The organism is Limosilactobacillus sp., assembly GCF_040772465.1.
Classification (GTDB): domain Bacteria; phylum Bacillota; class Bacilli; order Lactobacillales; family Lactobacillaceae; genus Limosilactobacillus.
The window spans coordinates 89,016-109,067 of record NZ_JAXGYB010000003.1 but is presented as its reverse complement, the minus strand read 5'-3'; the positions used below and the strand labels follow the sequence as shown (position 1 = coordinate 109,067).

23 protein-coding genes are annotated in these 20,052 nt (G+C 45.8%); 22 read left to right on the top strand and 1 reads right to left on the bottom strand.

From position 1 onward, the window contains the following. The first annotated feature begins 6 nt into the window (after nt 1-6). From AB3114_RS04185 to AB3114_RS04165, 5 genes are all read left to right on the top strand, one after another. A complete protein-coding gene (locus tag AB3114_RS04185; protein ID WP_367342113.1) occupies nt 7-990 on the top strand; it encodes a LacI family DNA-binding transcriptional regulator in 984 nt (327 codons plus the stop codon). A gap of 12 nt (nt 991-1,002) precedes the next feature. Beyond that, nucleotides 1,003-1,875 (top strand): ROK family protein, encoded by an 873-nt coding sequence (locus AB3114_RS04180; RefSeq protein ID WP_367342011.1) that lies wholly within the window; start codon nt 1,003-1,005, stop codon nt 1,873-1,875. A 130-nt stretch (nt 1,876-2,005) separates the two neighbouring features. Next, on the top strand, nt 2,006-2,641 hold the full coding sequence (upp, locus tag AB3114_RS04175) for a uracil phosphoribosyltransferase (protein WP_367342010.1): 636 nt from the start codon (nt 2,006-2,008) through the stop codon (nt 2,639-2,641). An 84-nt stretch (nt 2,642-2,725) separates the two neighbouring features. Next, the gene (locus AB3114_RS04170; RefSeq protein WP_367342009.1) at nt 2,726-3,847 is read left to right on the top strand and encodes a YibE/F family protein; all 1,122 of its coding nucleotides are present in this window, start codon (nt 2,726-2,728) and stop codon (nt 3,845-3,847) included. Next, nucleotides 3,834-4,598, top strand: coding sequence for a YibE/F family protein (locus tag AB3114_RS04165; RefSeq protein ID WP_367342008.1), 765 nt, complete (start codon nt 3,834-3,836; stop codon nt 4,596-4,598). The genes AB3114_RS04170 and AB3114_RS04165 overlap by 14 nt, the downstream gene beginning before the upstream one ends. 135 nt (nt 4,599-4,733) lie before the next feature. Here AB3114_RS04165 and AB3114_RS04160 read toward each other — a convergent pair whose 3' ends face one another. Beyond that, nucleotides 4,734-6,083: a transposase gene (locus tag AB3114_RS04160; protein ID WP_169490189.1), complete on the bottom strand. Its 1,350-nt coding sequence runs from the start codon at nt 6,081-6,083 to the stop codon at nt 4,734-4,736. A gap of 268 nt (nt 6,084-6,351) precedes the next feature. Here AB3114_RS04160 and atpB point away from each other — a divergent pair, with 268 nt between their 5' ends. The 17 genes from atpB to AB3114_RS04075 all read left to right on the top strand — a co-directional run bounded on the left by atpB (nt 6,352) and on the right by AB3114_RS04075 (nt 20,027). After that, nucleotides 6,352-7,065 carry a F0F1 ATP synthase subunit A gene (gene atpB / locus AB3114_RS04155; protein WP_367342007.1) on the top strand — a complete coding sequence of 238 codons (714 nt, stop codon included), beginning with the start codon at nt 6,352-6,354 and terminating at the stop codon, nt 7,063-7,065. Between the two features lie 35 nt (nt 7,066-7,100). Continuing rightward, nucleotides 7,101-7,313 (top strand): F0F1 ATP synthase subunit C, encoded by a 213-nt coding sequence (atpE, locus tag AB3114_RS04150; RefSeq protein ID WP_367342006.1) that lies wholly within the window; start codon nt 7,101-7,103, stop codon nt 7,311-7,313. A gap of 48 nt (nt 7,314-7,361) precedes the next feature. Then, complete coding sequence (atpF, locus tag AB3114_RS04145) at nt 7,362-7,871, top strand: F0F1 ATP synthase subunit B (RefSeq protein ID WP_367342005.1); 510 nt, start codon at nt 7,362-7,364, stop codon at nt 7,869-7,871. Beyond that, nucleotides 7,861-8,406, top strand: a complete 546-nt coding sequence (gene atpH, locus AB3114_RS04140) for an ATP synthase F1 subunit delta (protein WP_367342004.1) — start codon at nt 7,861-7,863, stop codon at nt 8,404-8,406. The genes atpF and atpH overlap by 11 nt, the downstream gene beginning before the upstream one ends. 27 nt (nt 8,407-8,433) lie before the next feature. After that, entirely contained in the window at nt 8,434-9,987 is a 1,554-nt protein-coding gene (gene atpA / locus AB3114_RS04135) for a F0F1 ATP synthase subunit alpha (protein ID WP_367342003.1), read from the top strand. Nucleotides 9,988-10,024: 37 nt separating this feature from the next. Next, nucleotides 10,025-10,963 carry a F0F1 ATP synthase subunit gamma gene (locus AB3114_RS04130; RefSeq protein WP_367342002.1) on the top strand — a complete coding sequence of 313 codons (939 nt, stop codon included), beginning with the start codon at nt 10,025-10,027 and terminating at the stop codon, nt 10,961-10,963. Between the two features lie 30 nt (nt 10,964-10,993). Next, nucleotides 10,994-12,430: a F0F1 ATP synthase subunit beta gene (gene atpD, locus AB3114_RS04125; protein ID WP_367342001.1), complete on the top strand. Its 1,437-nt coding sequence runs from the start codon at nt 10,994-10,996 to the stop codon at nt 12,428-12,430. Nucleotides 12,431-12,441: 11 nt separating this feature from the next. Next, on the top strand, nt 12,442-12,873 hold the full coding sequence (locus AB3114_RS04120) for a F0F1 ATP synthase subunit epsilon (RefSeq protein WP_367342000.1): 432 nt from the start codon (nt 12,442-12,444) through the stop codon (nt 12,871-12,873). A gap of 161 nt (nt 12,874-13,034) precedes the next feature. Further along, on the top strand, nt 13,035-13,259 hold the full coding sequence (locus tag AB3114_RS04115; protein WP_367341999.1) for a DUF1146 family protein: 225 nt from the start codon (nt 13,035-13,037) through the stop codon (nt 13,257-13,259). Nucleotides 13,260-13,277: 18 nt separating this feature from the next. After that, nucleotides 13,278-14,585 carry a UDP-N-acetylglucosamine 1-carboxyvinyltransferase gene (murA, locus tag AB3114_RS04110; protein WP_367341998.1) on the top strand — a complete coding sequence of 436 codons (1,308 nt, stop codon included), beginning with the start codon at nt 13,278-13,280 and terminating at the stop codon, nt 14,583-14,585. Nucleotides 14,586-14,694: 109 nt separating this feature from the next. After that, nucleotides 14,695-15,756 (top strand): rod shape-determining protein, encoded by a 1,062-nt coding sequence (locus tag AB3114_RS04105; RefSeq protein WP_367341997.1) that lies wholly within the window; start codon nt 14,695-14,697, stop codon nt 15,754-15,756. Further along, nucleotides 15,756-16,001: a membrane protein insertion efficiency factor YidD gene (gene yidD, locus AB3114_RS04100; RefSeq protein ID WP_367341996.1), complete on the top strand. Its 246-nt coding sequence runs from the start codon at nt 15,756-15,758 to the stop codon at nt 15,999-16,001. Before AB3114_RS04105 ends, yidD begins: the two co-directional genes overlap by 1 nt. 10 nt (nt 16,002-16,011) lie before the next feature. Continuing rightward, the gene (locus tag AB3114_RS04095; protein WP_367341995.1) at nt 16,012-16,236 is read left to right on the top strand and encodes a DUF2969 domain-containing protein; all 225 of its coding nucleotides are present in this window, start codon (nt 16,012-16,014) and stop codon (nt 16,234-16,236) included. 67 nt (nt 16,237-16,303) lie between these two features. Beyond that, the gene (locus tag AB3114_RS04090) at nt 16,304-17,509 is read left to right on the top strand and encodes an FtsW/RodA/SpoVE family cell cycle protein (protein WP_367341994.1); all 1,206 of its coding nucleotides are present in this window, start codon (nt 16,304-16,306) and stop codon (nt 17,507-17,509) included. Between the two features lie 12 nt (nt 17,510-17,521). Then, nucleotides 17,522-17,830, top strand: a complete 309-nt coding sequence (locus tag AB3114_RS04085) for a hypothetical protein (RefSeq protein WP_367341993.1) — start codon at nt 17,522-17,524, stop codon at nt 17,828-17,830. A 22-nt stretch (nt 17,831-17,852) separates the two neighbouring features. Then, nucleotides 17,853-18,806, top strand: a complete 954-nt coding sequence (locus AB3114_RS04080; RefSeq protein WP_367341992.1) for a DUF2785 domain-containing protein — start codon at nt 17,853-17,855, stop codon at nt 18,804-18,806. Nucleotides 18,807-18,884: 78 nt separating this feature from the next. Beyond that, nucleotides 18,885-20,027, top strand: coding sequence for a D-alanine--D-alanine ligase family protein (locus AB3114_RS04075; RefSeq protein ID WP_367341991.1), 1,143 nt, complete (start codon nt 18,885-18,887; stop codon nt 20,025-20,027). The last annotated feature ends 25 nt before the right edge of the window (nt 20,028-20,052 follow it).

Here is a 20,052-nt window from a genome sequence, read left to right as displayed (position 1 = left end):
GTGATAATGATGGCAACTCTTGCTGATATTGCGAAGCTGGCAGGGGTGTCCGTTGCTACTGCTTCGCGGGTAATTAATAATCGGGGCTATCTGAGTGAGCAAACTAAGGCTAAGGTCCATTCAGCAATGAAAGAACTGAATTACCAACCCAATAACTTGGCGCGCTCTCTCCATGGCAAACAAACGCATCTAGTTGGTGTCATCGTCCCCAATATTGCTAATCCGTTTTTTGCCGAATTAGTTAGCAAAATTGAGCGGGCATTGTTTGCAAATGGTGATAAGATGATTTTGTGCAATGCTAACTACGACCTGGCTAAGGAACGCAACTATTTGCGAATGCTGATTGCTAACCAGGTTGATGGCATTATTTCCGGTGGTCATAATTTGGGCATTGAAGAATACCAACAGTCAGGTTTGCCAATCGTAACCTTTGACCGTCACTTAGCTGATAACGTTCCCATCGTTTCTTGCGATAATTATCAAGGAATGCAGCTAGCGACTCAGCAATTGATCAAGGATGGCTGTAAGGACATTCACTTTCTGGGCAATCTGCACCAAAAGGGTAATCCGACTGACCAGCGTCTGGAGGCTTATCAGGACACGATGAAGCAAGCTCAAATGGAGACTCACGTCCATTCGGTTGCTTTTTCTGATTCAGCTGGTCTTAAGAAAGCCTTGATTGAGGATATATTACAGGACGAAAAGGCGGATGGTTTTGTTTGTACTGATGATCTGACGGCGATTCTGCTGCTTAACAAGGCACGCCAATTGGGCATTCGTGTTCCAGAAGACCTGAAAGTGGTGGGCTTTGATGGTACAGAATTAATTCAGACCTACCAGCCTGAGTTGACAACGGTCGTTCAACCAATTGATGACATCGCACAGCTCTTAGTGCACTTGCTGCAGAAAAAGGTGGTTGATCCTAACCATCAATTTAGCAAGTTGCACTACCAGCTACCGGTAAGTTTGATTCGCAGGGAAACTGCATAGGAGGATAATTAGATGAGTAAAGTTGGAAGTATTGAAGCGGGTGGCACCAAGTTCATCCTGGCTGTTCAAGATGTTGAAAGTGGCAAAGAAGTCGCACGCAAGCGGATCCCAACCACTTCTGCTGAAGAAACGTTAAACCGCTGTGTTGATTTCTTTAAGGACAACCCGATCGACGCTTTGGCCATCGCTACTTTTGGCCCAGTTGACGTCAACAAGAATTCGGACACTTACGGCCAAATCCTGGATACCCCAAAGCCGGGCTGGTCTGGTGCTGACATGAAGGGTGTCATGGAACGTGGCCTGGATGTTCCAGTTTTCGTCACTACTGACGTTAACGGTTCTTGCTACGGTGAATACGTTGCCCGTGGTCGCCATGATGACAAGACCTACCTCTACGTCACCGTTGGTACCGGCGTTGGCGGCGGTATTATACATGGTGGTAAGTTTGTCGGTCTGTCTGCCCACCCCGAAATGGGTCACATGAAGATCGTTCGTTATCCTGGTGACGACTACAAGGGCTTCTGCCCATTCCACGGTGGCGATTGTGTCGAAGGAATGGCCGCTGGTCCTTCACTGGAAGGCCGGACCGGTATCCGTGGTGAAAACCTGGACCGTAACAACAAGGCATTCACTTACGTTCAGTACTACATCGCCCAAATGCTCTTTGCTGTTTACATGACAGTTCGTCCTGACGTGATGATTGTTGGTGGTTCCGTTCTGAACGAGGGGGACTTGGTTCACGTTCGTGAATTCTTCAAGAAGTTCAACAATGGCTACGTTAAGACACCTGCACTCGACCAACTGATCGTGCGTCCAGCAGTTGCCCACAACGGTTCTGCTACCTTAGGCGATTTTGAATTGGCCAAGGGCTTATTGAAGAAGTAATTGAATTAATTAAGATACTTGAAGGCTGGAAGACATTTGTCTTGCGGCCTTTTTGATTCGCCGTTTGCGTGTTGCTTTTTCTTCGGGAAACCGCCTATAATGGTAAGGAATTCTAAAGGGAGTGCATATAATGGGCAAATTTGAAATTTTGGATCACCCGCTGATCCAGCATAAGTTGACCCAAATCCGTGATAAGCGGTTAGGGACTAAGGGTTTCCGTGAAATCGTTAAAGAAATCGCCACTTTGATGGCTTATGAAGTTTCACGCGACATGCCAATGAAGGACATCGAAATTGAAACACCAATGGGCAAGACGACCCAGAAGGTACTGGCTGGTAAAAAAGTAGCGATCGTACCAATTCTGCGGGCCGGACTCGGCATGGTCGACGGGTTCACCGACCTCATTCCTGCTGCCAAGATCGGTTTTATCGGTATGTACCGGGATGAAAAGACGCTGCAACCACACGAATACTTCGTCAAGCTGCCTTATGACATTACGGAACGTGAACTCTTTATCGTTGACCCGATGTTAGCCACGGGTGGTTCAGCCGTTGACGCCGTTGGGGCCCTGGTCAAGCGTGGCTGTGATCCGAAGAACATGAAGTTTGCTTGCCTGGTTTCAGCTCCGGAAGGTGTAAAGACGTTCCGCGAAAAGTACCCAGATGTTGATCTTTATACCTGTGCACTGGATGACCATTTGAATGATGATGGTTACATTGTTCCAGGTCTTGGGGATGCCGGTGACCGTCTCTTCGGTACAAAGTAATATTTAAAATATCGTTACAAGCCAAGCAGACTGCTGTTCTGCTTGGCTTTTCTTTTCTATACTGGTTTGCAAAGGAGGGTCGTTATGCGAATTACAAAAAAATGGTGGTGGCTTTTTGCCATCTGTATCATTAGCGGAATTGTCCTCATGCTGTTGACGACCCATAACCAGTCTTTTTACCGGCGTCCGATTGCGCAAGTAATTGCGACCAAGCAGGTTAGCCGGCAGAAAACGAGTGACGAGTTTAAAAACGTTGACCACCTGACGACCCAGCATCTGCGGGTGAAATTGCTCAACGGACGTTACCGTGGCCGCCAACTGACAGTCATCAATCACTATACTGATTCAGGTGCGATGGACCAGCACTACCGGGTCGGGAACCAACTTTTCCTGACCCAACTGCACCACACTAGTAAGCGGCATCTGGCTGCCAACGTCTCGGATCTCAAACGTGATTACGTGCTTGTCTTCCTCATTTGGCTGACCGTCGTCTCGCTTTTACTGATGATGCGCTGGGATGGCTTACGGACGGTCCTCAGTCTCGTAGCTAATTCCGTGCTTTTTATTCTGGCCATTGAGCTGGATAAAGCCTGGCAAGGGGCAGACGTCTTAGCCATCTTCAGCACGCTGGCAGTCCTGTTCACCATTATCAGCCTAGCCATGATTTTAGGACCCACCAAACGGATGGTGGCGACGAGTTTGGCCACGCTGGCTGGCACTTTCTTGGCTCTTGGCATCAGTTTTGCGGTTTTTAGCTTAACCAACGAGCGGGGCATCCATTACGAATCGATGCTCTATGTCACGCAGGTTCAAAGGCCGCTCTTCTTAGCTGAAACGCTGTTGGGATCACTTGGCGCGGTGATGGATGTGTCCAGTGATATCGTCGCGACACTGTTTCAATTTCATCGACTGAACCCTACGTCCAGCTTTTTGAAACTCTTTCTGGCAGGCCGAGACGTCGGCAAGACCGTGATGGGGCCACTGGTCAATACCCTGTTTATGATTTTTATGGCGATGACTTTTACTAGTGCTGTCTTATTGATGCGCAACGGCAATTCGTGGGGCTATACTTTTTCGATGTCGATGTGTCTGGGCACGGCCCAGAGTCTGATTAGTGGTATCGGTATTGTTTTGGCCATTCCGGTCGCTAGCGGGTTGATGGCCTGGTTGTTGACGAAAGGAGGGGTGAAGCATGTCCACGATTAGTGCCCTTGGTCTCATTCTGTTGATCTTGATGGTCATCATCGGCGGACGGCAAGGCTGGATTGCTTTTTGGAGCCTGTTGCTTAATTTTGCTTTTTTGTTCCTGGCAGTTGCCTTGGTAGCGATGCATTTTCCACCGTTAGCAATCACGGTGATTACGGGCGTGATTATCCTCGCTGTCACCATCTTTATGGGACGCAATGAACTGAGAATAACGGTTAATGCTTATTATGCTTCCTTAATTGTCTTCGCCATCATCCTCTTACTGATCATTCCGGTGGAGCACCTGGCACGTGTTCAGGGCTTCGGCCTGGAAGACACTGACGCTTTGGAGGGGATGTCGCTACAAATTGGACTGAGCTTTCAGAGCATGACCGTTGTGGTGACTTCGCTCAGTTCACTGGGAGCGATCGCCGAAGCTGCCATGTCGATTGCAGCGGGCATGGGAACTCTAATTGAAGGGGAGCCAACGATTGATTCCCACCACCTATTTGTTCGTGGACTAGCTATTGGTCGGCAAATTATGGGCACCGCTCTGAACACCTTATTCTTTGGCTTTTTTGGTGGCTTTTTAGCTCTGTTTATTTGGTTTGCCGGTTTGAATTACTCCTTTGGCACCATCATGAATGACAAGATCTTCGTTAATGAGCTCCTGATCGTTTTAATTTCCTTTATTGGAGTGCTCTTATCGGTGCCGGTGACGGCGTGGATGATTGCTTTCCGCCGACATTATGAAAAACATGTGAACAACTAATCAAATTTTAATGACCGCGTGAAGACTGACACGAAGGCGCTGTAAACGTTTTTCGAGTAATAGACTGAAACTTGAAAGCACGAAAACTAGCCGGAGCTGCGTCAGCTTCGGCTTTTCTCAGCCTAAATTAGACTTTTAGATGCCAGTATTCAATGCTTTTTGGATCGTTATTGGCAACTGAGCTATGAATCGATTAATGATGTTATCAATGTGATCAGTTAGGCTGAGCTCAGCTCGACCCAGTTCATGAAATAAGTAGACCAATGCGTCCATAAAACGAATATCTGGCAGTGCTTGATTCATAATGTAAAAGAGTCCACCAATTGTGCGATCATCAGTATTAAGTCGTTCTTGCCAAGCCAATAAGTCATAAGTAATCATGGTGACGGCAATATAACCACATTGACCGTCGTAACTTTGAATTTGTGATCGATTAAGAGCTAAATACTGCTTAGCAGCTTTGAAATAGGTCTCAATTTGCCAGCGGCGTCCGTACAATTGAATGATTTCTTCTGGCCGCATAGCTAAGTTAGTGGTCGCTAAAACTAGGTAGTCCTGACGGTGCCCCTTTTTGGATACAAAAACCACTTTTAGCGGAAACTGATGGCCATGATATTGGGCTTGAATGACACTGCTGTAAAGATAGTGATGCCGACAATTCATTTTAGAAGCTGCTAAACGTTGATAAAGACCCTTAATGCTATAGTGACGACCACGATATCGATAATAGACTTTTGCGCTGCGTTTGAGCATACCCACACCAAAAAGCTGAAGCTGAGCGAGTTGCCAAAACATCTTCGGCGAACTGTACCAAGAATCAAAAAGGACGTATTTAGCTGACACGCCTAGTGTTTGCGCTTGTCTAATCAATTCTAGAGCCACTTGGTTCATTGGGCGTTGAGCTTGAGCCCTTCTTTGACCGGCAATTTGACGTTGGTCAGTAATCTGCGCTAAGCATCCAATCAGATTAGCAGGCTGGTGAGTTGACATTAAAGCAAAATTAATAGGCAAAAAAGTATTACCATCACTCCAACCGAGAGTTAAGCCACGGTAACCATTTACATACTCGTGCTTATCGTGGTCATAGGTCTTGGCTAATAATTCAGTCTTTTGGGACCAACGACGTGCTAACAGAGTATCATCAAGCACTAATGCCAAACGACGTCGACCATCAATAAACGGGGTTAAGATGCGAATTAATTGAATCGCTACTAAACAGACTAATTTCTGCCAGTTAATACGGCCATCATTCAAAACATTCCGTGCCGTTCTTGGGGTAAAATGGCAATCTGGATGAGCACGATTGATCGAAAGACGCTCAAAATGAGCTGTCATTAACCAAGCTACGATCATTTTCAATGAACATAATGAGTGACGCTTAAAATTCACCCTGTGAGTTAGCTTAGCTAGACCAATTAGGCTTAAGAAGTGAGAAATAATGTTTTGAGAATCGTTTTCAGTACTGAAATGGTTTATAATTTGCATAGCGCAAGACTCTTTTCTACTTTGATTTTGACACTTAAAGTATAGCGTAAGAGTTCTTGCGTTTTTTATTTTTTTCGTCCAAAAGCCCTGAACCACAATGATTTCATTGCAATTCAGGGCTTTCAAGTTTCAGTAATAGATAAGTCTTTGCGCAGTCTTTATTTTATGCTATATTATAGTTTGTAATTGGGCCAAACCGACTTCAGCGCTGGTTAAGCTGAAATTACAAACCTAGATTTATGTTATAAAGAAAAGAGGTGGAATATGAATGGGCGGTGATGCTTATACTTTTAAGCTTTTCGGCCTGACGTTTAACTGGACCAACATTATTTCCGGCTTCATTGTCTGCGTAATTGTTTTTGCTGTTATGTATGGTCTTTCACGCCACATTGCGATGAAACCTAAGGGTGGCCAAAATGTGTTGGAATGGTTGATTGAATTCACAAACGGAATTGTGCGAGCACAGTTCAATCAGGAAACTTCTGGTTTCTTCTCGTTCTTTATCTTCATTCTGTTTGTGTTTATCTTCGTCGCTAACCAATTTGGATTGATTTTCAACTTGGGTTGGAACGGGCACGAGTTGCTCAGAAGTCCGACGGCTGACCCAGTTGTAACTCTGACGTTCTCAATGACTACGATTTTGCTTTCCCACTTCCTGGGAATCGCGATGCGGGGATTCAAGAATTACTTCAAGGGTTTTGCCTCCCCAATGCCGATGATGCTGCCAATTAACCTGATTGAGGAATTTACTAACTTCATTACGTTAGGCCTCCGGATTTTCGGTAACATCTATTCTGGTGAATTGCTGCTGAAATTGATTGCTGGAATGGCATTCTCTCATGGATTACCAACAATGATTGTTAGTCTTCCATTGGAAATTGCTTGGCAAGGCTTCTCGGTCTTCATTGGTGCAATTCAAGCTTATGTCTTTGTAACATTAACAACGGTTTATATTTCTCAGAAGGTTGTTGGAGAAGAATAAACGACAACTGATGTATTTTTAAGGAGGATATTACAATGGGTGCAATTGCTGCTGGTATTGCTGCCGGTCTCGCTGCTGTGGGTGCCGGTTATGGTAACGGACAGGTTATTGGTCACACGGTTGATGCTATGGCTCGTCAACCAGAATTGATGGGTGATTTACGTACGACGATGTTCATTGGTGTTGGGTTGATCGAAGCCCTGCCTATCCTGTCTATCGTTGTCGCTTTCCTTGTTATGAATCGGTAATTAACAGGAATAACTGTATTACTTTAATACGCAAGGAGGTGTCAATGGATGTTTGTACTTGCTGAATCGAACAAATTGTACGTCGGCGACATGCTGTTCTACATCGTTTCCTTCATTATCTTGGCTGCTCTTGTTTGGCATTTTGCCTGGAAGCCAGTTACGCAAATGATGCAAAAGCGTGCTACCAAGGTGGCTAACGACATCGACAGTGCCGCTAACAAGCGGGCTGAAGCTGAAAAGCTGGCAAAGCAACGGCAAGATGAATTAGCTGGTTCTAAACAAGAAGCAACTAAGATTGTGGCTGATGCCAAAAAGACTGGTGAAGATCAGCGCAACAAGATTGTTGAAGCGGCCCAAGCTGACGCTGCAAATGTGAAACAACAAGCTGCACAAGACGCTGAACAAGCTCGCAAAGATGCATTGCAAGGCGCTAAAAACGACGTGGCAAACCTCTCTGTTGAGATTGCTTCCAAGCTTATCCACAAACAATTGTCTGCGGATGACCAACAGGCCTTAATTGATTCTTACATTGAAGGGTTGGTAAAACATGAGTCTTGATAAGATGGAAGTTGGCCGTCGTTATTCCAAAGCTCTCTTTGAGCTTGTCGAAGACGACGCCGACCAACTAAAACAAACTTATCAAGAATTGCAGGCTCTGCGCCAAGTGTTTACTGATAATCCTGCATTAGTACGTGCCTTGACGGGTGTTGATATACCTTATCAAGACAAAAAAGCCATTGTTGAGGACTTAAAGCAAGGTGCTTCACAATACGTTGCTAACTTAGTCCAAATGACTTTTGATTATGGCCGAATTGGTGACATGGTCGCAATTATTGATGAGTTTGGACGTCGGTACGACGAACAGCAAAAGCGGGTTCGCGCTGACGTTGTCACTGCAGTGAAATTAGATGCAACGCGACGTGATCGGCTCATCGATGCCTTAAAAGACCGCTTCGGAGCCAAAGAAGTGATCCTAAAGGAGACAGTCGATCCAACGATTTTAGGTGGGGTCATCATTAAAACGGCTAACCAAACGCTTGATGGTAGTCTCAGCTCAAAAATTGAACAAATTCGTCGTTTGCTTGTGAAATAAATTCTGAATAGAGAGGTGAAATCCGTTATGAGCATTAAAACTGAGGAAATCAGTTCACTCATCAAAAAACAGCTCGCTGGTTACCAAGACCAGATTAGCGTCGCTGAAACAGGGACGGTAACCTATGTTGGTGACGGTGTTGCTCGTGCAGATGGCCTGGAAAATGCCATGTCTGGTGAGTTGCTCGAATTTAGCAACGGCGTTTATGGGATGGCCCAAAACCTTGAAAGCAACGATGTTGGTATCGTGGTTCTGGGTGATTTCACCGGTATCCGTGAAGGCGATACGGTTAAGCGGACCGGCCGGATTATGGAAGTTCCCGTAGGCGACGCTTTGCTTGGACGGGTTGTTGATTCTCTGGGTCGTCCAATTGACGGCTTAGGCGAAATTAAGACAACTAAGACGCGTCCAATTGAAAAGAAGGCTCCTGGTGTTATGCAACGGAAGAGTGTTTCCGTTCCACTGCAAACCGGGATTAAAGTTATTGACGCTCTGGTTCCAATTGGCCGGGGCCAACGTGAATTGATCATTGGTGACCGTAAGACTGGTAAGACGGCTATTGCCCTCGACACCATCATCAACCAAAAGGATCAAAACGTTATTTGTATTTACGTTGCCATTGGTCAAAAGGAATCAACGGTTCGTTCTGCCGTTGAAACCTTACGCAAGTATGGTGCAATGGATTACACGATCGTTGTTTCAGCCAGTGCTTCTAACCCTGCACCTATGCTGTGGATTGCTCCATATGCTGGTGCAGCTATGGGTGAAGAGTTCATGTACAACGGCAAAGATGTCCTCATCGTTTACGATGACTTATCAAAGCAAGCCGATGCTTACCGTGAACTGTCACTGATTCTTCGTCGGCCACCTGGTCGTGAAGCTTACCCTGGTGACATTTTCTACACTCACTCACGGTTACTGGAACGTGCCGCACGTCTGTCTGATGACATGGGCGGTGGTTCAATGACTGCTCTGCCAATCATTCAAACCCAAGCCGGTGACGTTTCTGCATATATTCCAACCAACGTTATTTCTATCACTGACGGGCAAATCTTCCTGAACTCCGATTCGTTCTACGCCGGTCAACGTCCAGCCATTGATGCCGGGACTTCTGTTTCCCGTGTTGGTGGTGACGCCCAAGTTAAGGCGATGAAGAAGGTTGCCGGGACTTTGCGTCTGGATATTGCTTCATACAACGAACTGGCTTCATTCGCCCAATTCGGTTCTGACCTGGATGCTGCTACGCGTGCTCGTTTGGACCGTGGTGAACGGACCATGGAAGTCCTGAAGCAAGGTCTTCACTCACCAGAAACGGTTGAAGAACAAGTTGGAATTCTCTTTGCTCTGTCTCATGGTTACTTGGATGACATTCCGGTTGCCGACCTACAGAAGTTCGAAACTGATTTGAAGAGCTTCATGCACGCTAACCACCAGGATGTTTATGATGCTATTAGCAAGACTGGTCAGTTGCCAAAGGATGACAGCCTTGACAATGCCATCAAAGAATTCAAGCAGACTTTCCAAACGAGCGATCAAAAGAAAGCCGCTAGTGACGACAAGCAAAAAGCTGACGCTAAGTAATTAGGATTAACCAGTAAAGAAAGGACGGTGAGATTGAGTGCCTGCTTCACTTGCAAACGTTAAACGGAAGATTGATTCAACGCGCAGTACCCGGCAAATTACCCAGGCAATGCAGATGGTTTCGACTTCTAAGCTGAATCAGATTCAGCACCACACCAAGACATACGAAGCATATGCTGCTAAGGTCAAGACCATCTTAGCTGGCTTGGTTAAATCTCAAGGAACCGCCGCTGGTGATCTTTCTGTCGATGATAGTTCGGTTCAAGCCCAATTGGGGAACCTCTTTCATAAACGGGAAGTCACCAAAACTGGCATCCTAGTGGTCACGTCAGACCGGGGGCTGGTTGGCTCATACAACAGTAACGTCATCAAAGCCACCCTCGACCTGATGCAACAGAACAACTTGACTGCAGAAAACTCCGTCTTCCTGACTATCGGCAAGACGGGAACCGAGTTCTTTAAGAAGCGCGGAATGAATGTGGTTTACGAGTTCACGGGTGTCAGTGACGTGCCAAAGTATACTGAAGTCCGCGGTATCGTTAAGAACGCTACGCAGATGTTCTTTGATGGTGTCTATGATCAGCTATATGTCTGCTACAGTCACTACGTCAACCGGATTTCTTCCAAAGTCAGGGCCAGCAAGGTTCTGCCAATTACGAAGGAATCACTGGACGTTGACGAAAGTACTGAGCAGGGCACTGGCAGTAAACTGGTCAGTGGCGAAATGGAAGTTTTGCCAACGGCTGGTGGCTTGCTGAAAGTGCTGGTCCCACAGTATTGCAACAGTTTGATTTATGGCGCTATCCTAGATGCTAAGACATCTGAACACGCCTCAAGTTCAAACGCGATGCGTTCTGCTACTGACAATGCTGACGACATCATTTCAACATTGAATCTGCAGTATAACCGTGCACGTCAAGCGGCAATCACCACCGAAATCACTGAAATTGTCGGTGGGATGACTGCTCAAGAATAATGAATAATGAGATAAAGAGGAGGAAACAGCATGAGTGCTGGTAAAGTTTTACAAGTTATCGGCCCAGTCGTTGATGTTGAGTTCCCCCAGGATGAGAAACTGCCTGAAATTAACACTGCGCTGAAGATTAAGATGGCTGACGACAAGACGTTGACTGTCGAAGTCGCCCTTGAACTGGGTGACGGTGTTGTCCGGACAATTGCCATGGACGGTACTGAAGGTCTGCAGCGTGGCGAAGAAGTTGAAAACACCAACGCACCAATTAGTGTGCCGGTTGGTGATGACACTCTTGGCCGGGTATTTAACGTTCTGGGTGAACCAGTTGATGATGGTCCGGAATTTGGTCCTGATGCAAAGCGGATGCCAATTCACCGTGATGCACCTAAGTACACTGATTTGAACAACTCTACCGAAGTCCTTGAAACTGGGATTAAGGTCATTGACCTGCTCGAACCTTACGTTCGTGGTGGTAAGGTTGGTCTGTTCGGTGGTGCCGGTGTTGGTAAGACCGTTCTGATTCAGGAATTGATTCACAACATTGCCCAAGGCCATAACGGGATTTCTGTCTTCACCGGTGTTGGTGAACGGACCCGTGAAGGTAACGACATGTACTATGAAATGAAGGCTTCTGGTGTTCTTGACAAGACCGCCATGGTTTATGGTCAAATGAACGAACCACCTGGTGCCCGGATGCGTGTTGCCCTGACTGGTCTGACGATCGCTGAATACTTCCGTGACGTTAAGCACCAAGACGTGCTGCTGTTCATCGACAACATTTTCCGGTTTACCCAAGCCGGTTCAGAAGTTTCTGCCCTGTTGGGCCGGATTCCTTCAGCCGTTGGTTACCAACCAACCCTGGCTACTGAAATGGGTCAATTACAGGAACGGATCACTTCTACCAAGGAAGGTTCAATCACTTCTATCCAAGCCGTTTATGTTCCAGCCGATGACTACACCGACCCTGCCCCAGCTACGACTTTCGCCCACTTGGACGCAACGACTAACTTGGAACGTCGGTTGACTCAAATCGGGATTTACCCAGCTGTGGACCCACTGGAATCAACTTCTACTGCTCTGACCCCAGAAATTGTCGGCAAGGAACACTACGAAGTTGCCACCGGTGTACAACACGTTTTGCAACGTTACCGTGAACTTCAAGACATCATTTCTATTCTGGGGATGGATGAACTGTCTGACGAAGAAAAGACGATCGTTGCTCGTGCACGGCGGATTCAAAACTTCCTGTCACAAAGCTTCTCCGTTGCCGAACAATTTACCGGGACTCCTGGTAAGTACGTTCCAATGAAGGAAACGATTCGTGGCTTCAAGGAAATCCTTGAAGGTAAGTACGATGACCTGCCGGAAGAAGCCTTCCGTCTGGTTGGTGGCATTGATGACGTCGTTGAAAAGGCTAAACAGATTGAGGCACAAACTGCTAAGACAGAAAAAGCTAGCGCCGCTAAGTAGGGGGTGTCAAAATGGCACAATCAAAATTTCATGTTACCATTACCACCCCGGACGGCAGTGTGTACGAAGCTGACGCCACGATGCTAGTGTTTGACACCACTGATGGTCAAATGGGGATTATGGCTAACCACATCCCAGTTATTACTGCTTTAGGAATTAACGCAATGGTCGTTAAGCATGCTGATACCAACAAGCCCGACGACACAATCGCCGTTAACGGTGGTTTGCTGGAATTTGACCATAACCAGGCCACAGTTGTAGCAGACAGTGCCGAATTGCCTGAAAACATCGATGTTCAACGAGCTCAAAGTGATAAAGAGCATGCTGAAGAAAACATTCGGCTTGCTCATCAACATCACGATAAAGACGAACTGGGTCGGGCTGAAGCCTACCTGAAACGGTCAATCAACCGTCTTCGCGTTTCCCAGCTTGTCAACAAATAAGGGTGAACAACCCATTACTACTTAAGAGGGATTGCAGGAATTCTTGCAATTCCTCTTTTTCGTATTTTTTTAACGAAGGATTAAGTTTTGCCTAATAAGTCTTATTGGTTGAATCCTTATGCTAAGATAGTAGCGTGTTTACAATGGTAAGGAGGGTCTTGATGACAAACGCGACGGCAGTAATTAATCTCTTGCTGGCCATTGGTTTTACTTATTTGGCCTTTCGGGCCATTATTGGGCTCCATCCAGAAACAATGTGGCACCGTCCACCACGGACACTGTCACTGCTGATTGTTTTGCTTTCGATCGCAATAGGTTACGGATGTGCCCAATTTTTTAGCAGTTTTTTCGTGACTCTGCACGATTTACTGCTAACTATCAAGTAATAATGAGGAGCCAGCAAAATGCAAAAGATAATTGTGAAGGGTGGATCGCGTCTTCACGGTAAAGTCAAAGTTGAGGGAGCAAAAAATGCTGTTTTGCCAATTCAAGCAGCCTCTATTTTAGCTTCACGGGGGACCGTCAAGTTATCTAACGTCCCCATTCTGTCAGATGTTAAGATGATGAATGCTCTATTGAGTTTCCTGGACGTTGATGTCCACTTTGATGAAACGCAGCATCAACTGACACTGGACGCGACTCGGCAGATTTCCTCTGAAGCGCCATTTAAGTATGTATCAAAAATGCGAGCTTCGATGGTCGTGATGGGGCCACTCTTAGCACGGACTGGTCATGCCCGGGTTGCAATGCCTGGTGGCTGTGCAATTGGTTCGCGGCCGATTGACATCCACTTGAAAGGTTTACGTGCGCTAGGAGCAACAATTGTTCAACACGATGGTTACGTAGAAGCCTTTGCCAAAGAATTGCGCGGCACTAATATTTATATGGACTATCCAATTGTTGGTGCTACCCAAAACATTATGATGGCGGCAACGCTCGCCCGTGGTATCACGGCAATCGAAAATGCTGCTCGTGAGCCAGAAATTGTCGATTTAGCTAATGCGCTCAATAAGATGGGGGCGCGTGTCCACGGTGCCGGTACAGATACGATTCGTATTCAGGGTGTTAATTTTCTGCATGGCTTTGAACACAGTATTGTCCCCGATCGCATTGAAGCAGGGACCTTCATGGTGGCTGCTGCGGTGACTAACGGCGATGTGCTGGTACAGGATGCGATTCCCGAACATAACCAGTCTCTCATCGCCAAACTGGAAGAGATGGGTGTTACCGTTATTCCAGAAGATGACGGGGTTCGCGTCATCGGGACGTCGGTTTTAATTCCAGCTAACATTAAGACACTGCCATATCCGGGCTTCCCGACTGACATGCAACCACAGATGGCTGTATTGCAACTATTAGCAAACGGGACGAGCATTTTAGATGAAACTGTCTTTGAAAACCGTTTTATGTATCTCGATGAGATGCGACGAATGAATGCAAATTTCATGATCGAAGGTTCAACGGCAGTTCTGAATGGTCCAACAATGTTTAACGGGGCAGAGGTGTCCGCAACTGATTTACGGGCTGGTGCGGCACTAGTTCTGGCTGGTTTGGCCGCGCACGGAATTACCCAGGTAAGCAACTTACAATATCTGGATCGTGGCTACTACCATTTCCACCAAAAATTAGCTGCGCTGGGTGCTAATATCGATCGAGTTGATCTTGATGATAGTACTACTTTACAGATCGATGCGTTTAGCAAGCAAAATTAATTTCCCGGGAAATTAATTTAGTCTGGCTGGTTGTGCTAAGTGCTTGCCAGCTTTGATTTTGTGTTACAATAAGGCTTAGCTTTTAACGATCGGAAGGAGACCATGGCTAATGGCTACTGATATCGGAATTGACTTAGGGACTGCTAACGTCCTGATTTATGTGCAAGGCAAGGGAATCGTACTTAACGAACCTTCTGTCGTTGCTATTGATACAAATACTAATAAAGTGTTGGCAGTGGGGTCAGAAGCTTACCGGATGGTTGGGCGGACTCCAAGCAACATTCGGGCAATTCGCCCATTAAAAGATGGGGTAATTTCTGATTTTGACGTTACCCAGGAAATGTTGTCTTACTTCATCGGGAAACTCAGTGTTAAGGGCTTTATGTCAAAGCCTAATATCATGATTTGTGCTCCAACGAACATTACGGAAATTGAGCGGAAGGCCATCATCCAAGCTGCTGAGCAAGTCGGTGGTGGTAAAGTTTACCTCGAATATGAACCAAAAGTCGCTGCCATCGGCGCAGGTTTGGACATCTTCAAACCAAAGGGCAACATGGTCATCGACATGGGTGGTGGTACCAGTGATATTGCTGTTTTGTCACTGGGTGACATCGTTGCTAGTCGTTCAGTTCGGTTAGCTGGGGACAAGATGAATGCTGATATTTCCGCATACATCAAAGATCACCATGGCCTGATCATCGGTGAACACACTGCAGAGCAGATTAAGATCCAACTGGGGACGGCTCTTCCTGTTGATGAACCAAAGAAGATGGATGTTCGTGGTCGTGACGTGGCTACGGGAATGCCAAAGCAAATTACAACGGATGAAAATGAAATTGAATCTGCCTTGCATGATACGCTGCAGCAGATTGTTAAGGCTTCGATTTCTGTTTTAGAGACAGTTCCTCCTGAGTTGGCATCCGACATCATTGATCGTGGTATCATGCTGACTGGTGGTACGTCATTGTTGCATGGTATTGACCAATTGTTCAGCTCTCATTTGAAAGTTCCCGTTGTCGTTTCTGAAGATCCTTTGGATAACGTTGCTAAAGGCGCCGGTGAGATGCTGGAACGTATGCAAAAGAACCCTAGCAGTACCATTACGGATACTGACATTGAGGGCGATGACGACAAGGGCAAGAAAAAACACCACTGGTTTTCGCGCAAATAATGCTCGTTAAAGTGATTCAGTGGATGGTGCGTTTTTACCAACACTTTATCTCGGCACGTCGGCCTTACCGAGTTTGCCGCTACTACCCAACTTGCTCGCAGTATATGTTGGAAGCAACTGAACGTTTTGGTGTAAAAGGGGTATTGATGGGTATTGCCCGTCTCCTTCGTTGCCAACCATTTGCAAAGGGTGGTTACGATCCAGTGCCGACTCACTTTACATTACGACGCAACCAGAAATATTAAGGATGGACTTATGTCAAAGAAAGAAAAAAACATTGAAGTTAGCGTGAAGGATATTGAACGGGCTGGTGAACCGGTGCAGCAGATTTTTATCAAAAATCGGTTAATCGGTGAAGTTGTCACTCACAACCAACGTTTTAAAGCCGTTTTGATCCCGAGTGATCAAGAGTTCAGTGTCAAATCACAAGAAGAAGGATTGGAAACTGTTCTTCAGCAGTTCCACCTTCACCAGTACTAAAATCAATCGGGGCTCGCGTCTCTCTTGCCGCGAGGCCCGTTTTGACTAAAAGGAGTTCAAATAGCTTATGCAAGAAACACGGACGAATGAAGTCAATGAAAATGAATCCCGGATTGACTGGGGTATCATTTTCTGTGTGCTGCTGCTGGCTTTGATTGGCCTGGCTTCCATTTTTGTCGCAGCAACGCATGACAGACAGCAAGTTTCTGTTGCCCGGCAGGTCGGAACCCAACTGGCTTGGTATGCGGTAGGTGTCGTCATGATCGTGGTTATTATGCAATTTGATGCCGAACAGTTATGGAAAGTGGCCCCGATTGCATACTGGCTTGGCATTTTCCTGATGTTTGCCATCTTGGTCTTCTATTCACGATCTTATTATGCCAGCACAGGTGCCAAGAGTTGGTTTGCGATTGGTCCATTTACGTTCCAACCGTCTGAAATTATGAAACCGGCCTATATTTTGATGATGGGACGGGTGATTACGACACACAATAACAATTATCCCGAGCATACGATGCGTAGTGATGGACGTTTAATTGGGACGATGTTCCTGTGGCTGTTGCCAATCCTGATTTCTTTGAAGTTCCAAAACGACTTCGGGACGGGGTTAGTATTCTTTGCGATTTTCTGCGGGATGGTTCTTGTTTCTGGAGTTTCATGGAAAATCATTGGTCCAGCTGCCCTGGCCTTGTTGGTGATCGGTGGGCTGGCGCTGTTCATGGTTACGAGTGATGCAGGACGGTCAGTACTGGAACATATTGGTTTCCAGTCTTACCAGTTTAATCGTGTTGATACTTGGATGCACCCTGAAGCCGATACTTCAAACCAGGGTTACCAACTGTGGCAAAGTATTAAGGCTGTCGGATCTGGTGGCATCGGTGGGACCGGTTTTAATAATTCTCACGTCTACGTTCCGGTTCGTGAATCGGATATGATTTTCTCCGTCATTGGGGAAAACTTTGGTTTTATCGGGGGAGTACTATTGATTTTGATTTACTTCCTGCTGATCTATTTGATGATTCGCGTGACCTTCGATACTAAGAACGAATTTTACGCCTATATCTCAACTGGTGTTATCATGATGATTCTGTTCCACGTGTTTGAAAACATTGGGATGAACATCGGTCTGTTGCCATTAACTGGTATTCCATTGCCATTTATCAGTTCTGGTGGTTCTAGTTTGATCGGGAATTTAATTGGGATTGGAATGGTTATGTCCATGCGTTTCCACCACCATTCATACATGTTCTCAAACAAGAAGGACTTTCACTAGAAGGTAAGATCAATGACAAAAAGCAAAAATGTTTGGTGGGTTCAGCAAAGTGAAACGGAATTGACCATGGGTTTTCAACCTGAAATACTAAAAGAATGGGGGACAATCCGTTTTCTAGATTTGCCATTATTAGGTACTCACCTAATCGTTGGAGATCGTTTTGTGACGGTGGAAGCCAGCCAAAGTCTGACTTATGCTAGCAGTTTGATCGCAGGAACAATCACCGCAATTAACTCGCAACTTAATGGCTGGGTCAGTCGTGATGTTGATCCCAGTCAGTGGTTAGTTAAAATTCGCCTTGATCCCATGACAACAAAGTAAACTTGAAAGGAGGGGAATGTCGATGGATGAATTGACAATCGAAAAGAGTGCTTTTCAGTTAGCGCAACTTCATAATGACGTGGCTGACGGTAAGGCTTTTCATTCAATTGTTGGTCGCTTGGGATCGATCATTGATAATGAAGCTTCTCAACCACGAACGAAAGTTGAACTCCCACGCATTTCCCAGTCTTTTAAGCATGAACTGACTAATCTGGCTGACGGTGCTGACAAGAATGAGTTAGTCCCAGTCAATGATGGTTTTGTTCGTCAGCTTCTCAAGGCTTTGCAGGTTACTAACCGAACGGTACGGGAGCGATCAGCCTTTACAGTACTTAATGGGTTGCTAGGTCAGCGTTTGCTAACTGATGACCAACTGCAGATGGTTATCGACCACGTAACGGACAATCATATTTTGTATGATCATATTTTAGAGCCGCCTAATCGTGCTGTTTTTGGCCGTTCGACTGCCCTAGCAGGAATGGCCATGTTACTGTATGGTGATCGTCATGACTACTTGCGACTGACTAATGATGAAGTTTACGAGATGATGAACAAGGCATCCTTAGTCACCGTTCTGGAACGTGATACTCGTGGATTTGTCAAAAAATCTGGTTGGGCCCATACCTTTGTTCAGATTGCGAATATTTATAATGAATTAATTCAGCGTGATGAGCTTTTGCGTGGTGACAAGCTTTTTCTGATGGCCACTTTGTTGGAGCGCTATCGTCGCGTTTATACGCCGTTAATCATGGGTGAGACAGAATCCATCGTGACCTTTACCGTCAACCTATTAAACTTAAACCCGATTTACCAACATTTCTTGCTTTATGAATTGGAGCAATGGCAGAAATCACTAACCAACCATCTGGATACAGAAAGTGACTGGACGCGTGTGTTTAATTTCCGTCGTTTAATGCAGGGAATGGCAATGGACTCCTCTTTGCCAGAAAATGTCAGGAAATATTTGTCTGCCTAGTTGTATGAATAGACTTGTCATGATATATTTAGGTTTCGGAGTAATCGGATAAATACAATAAGAATAGGTGGTATCAATATGACGACCAAGAAATTGCATGTCGCACTGTTGTTTGGCGGTAATTCCTCAGAACACGACGTTTCCAAGCGGTCAGCTCATAACGTTTATGATGCGATGGACAAAGATAAGTACGATGTTTCTTTGTTCATGTTTAGCAAAGATGGTATTTTGCTGGGCAATGACGATTCATTGCGCATTTTCAATGGTGAACCTGAAGATCAGGTGGTTAAAGAAGCCTACGCAAAGATGGACCTGAAGTCGCCTTTGGCACCGATCGCAGCGCTTAATCAGGTTGATAGTATTGATTTCTTCTTGCCGATCATCCATGGCAACCTGGGTGAAGACGGGACAGTTCAAGGACTCTTCCGTTTATTGAAAAAACCGTATGCGGGCTGTGATATTGCAGCTAGTGCAATTGCCTTTGATAAGGATCTGACTAAAAAGATTTTAAATCAAGCTGGCATTCGCAACACTGCATACCTTTTGCTGACACCTGATAACAGGGATGCTTATAGTTGGGACACCGTAAAAGATGAGCTGGGTGACCTGGTATTTGTCAAGCCGGCTAAGCAGGGCTCTTCTGTCGGCATTCATAAGGTCAACACAGCTGATGAGTATGAGGCCGCTTTGGACGATGCCTTTAAGTATGGTCGGAAAGTCTTAGCTGAAGCCGGAATTGATCACCCTCAGGAAATTGAAATTTCCATGCTGGGTAATGATCAACCGATCGCTTCTAAGACTGGTGCCGTCCGGGTACCTAAGGGCGATGCCTTTTACGACTACAACAATAAATTTGTGGATGCCAGCAAGGTTGTCTTTGATTTACCGGCTAAAATCAGTGATTCTCTTTCTGAAGAAATTACAGCCATGGCTATCGATGCCTACCGTGCTCTGGGATTGACTGGTTTCTGCCGTTTTGATTTCTTGGTTGATTCTAATGGTGTCCCTTATCTGAACGAACCAAATACACTTCCTGGTTTTACCAACATCAGCCTCTTCCCGCAAATGTGGGAAATTTCGGGCATCAAGTACTCTGATTTGATTGACCGGATTATTCAGCTGGGAATTGAGGAATTCAAGAAGAATAGTAAGATTAGCTACAGTTTCCAAGCTCTTGGCAAGGAACACGTGGGTGAAAAGAACTATACTGAAAAAGATTAGTTAAAGACGGTTGAAATAAAGATAA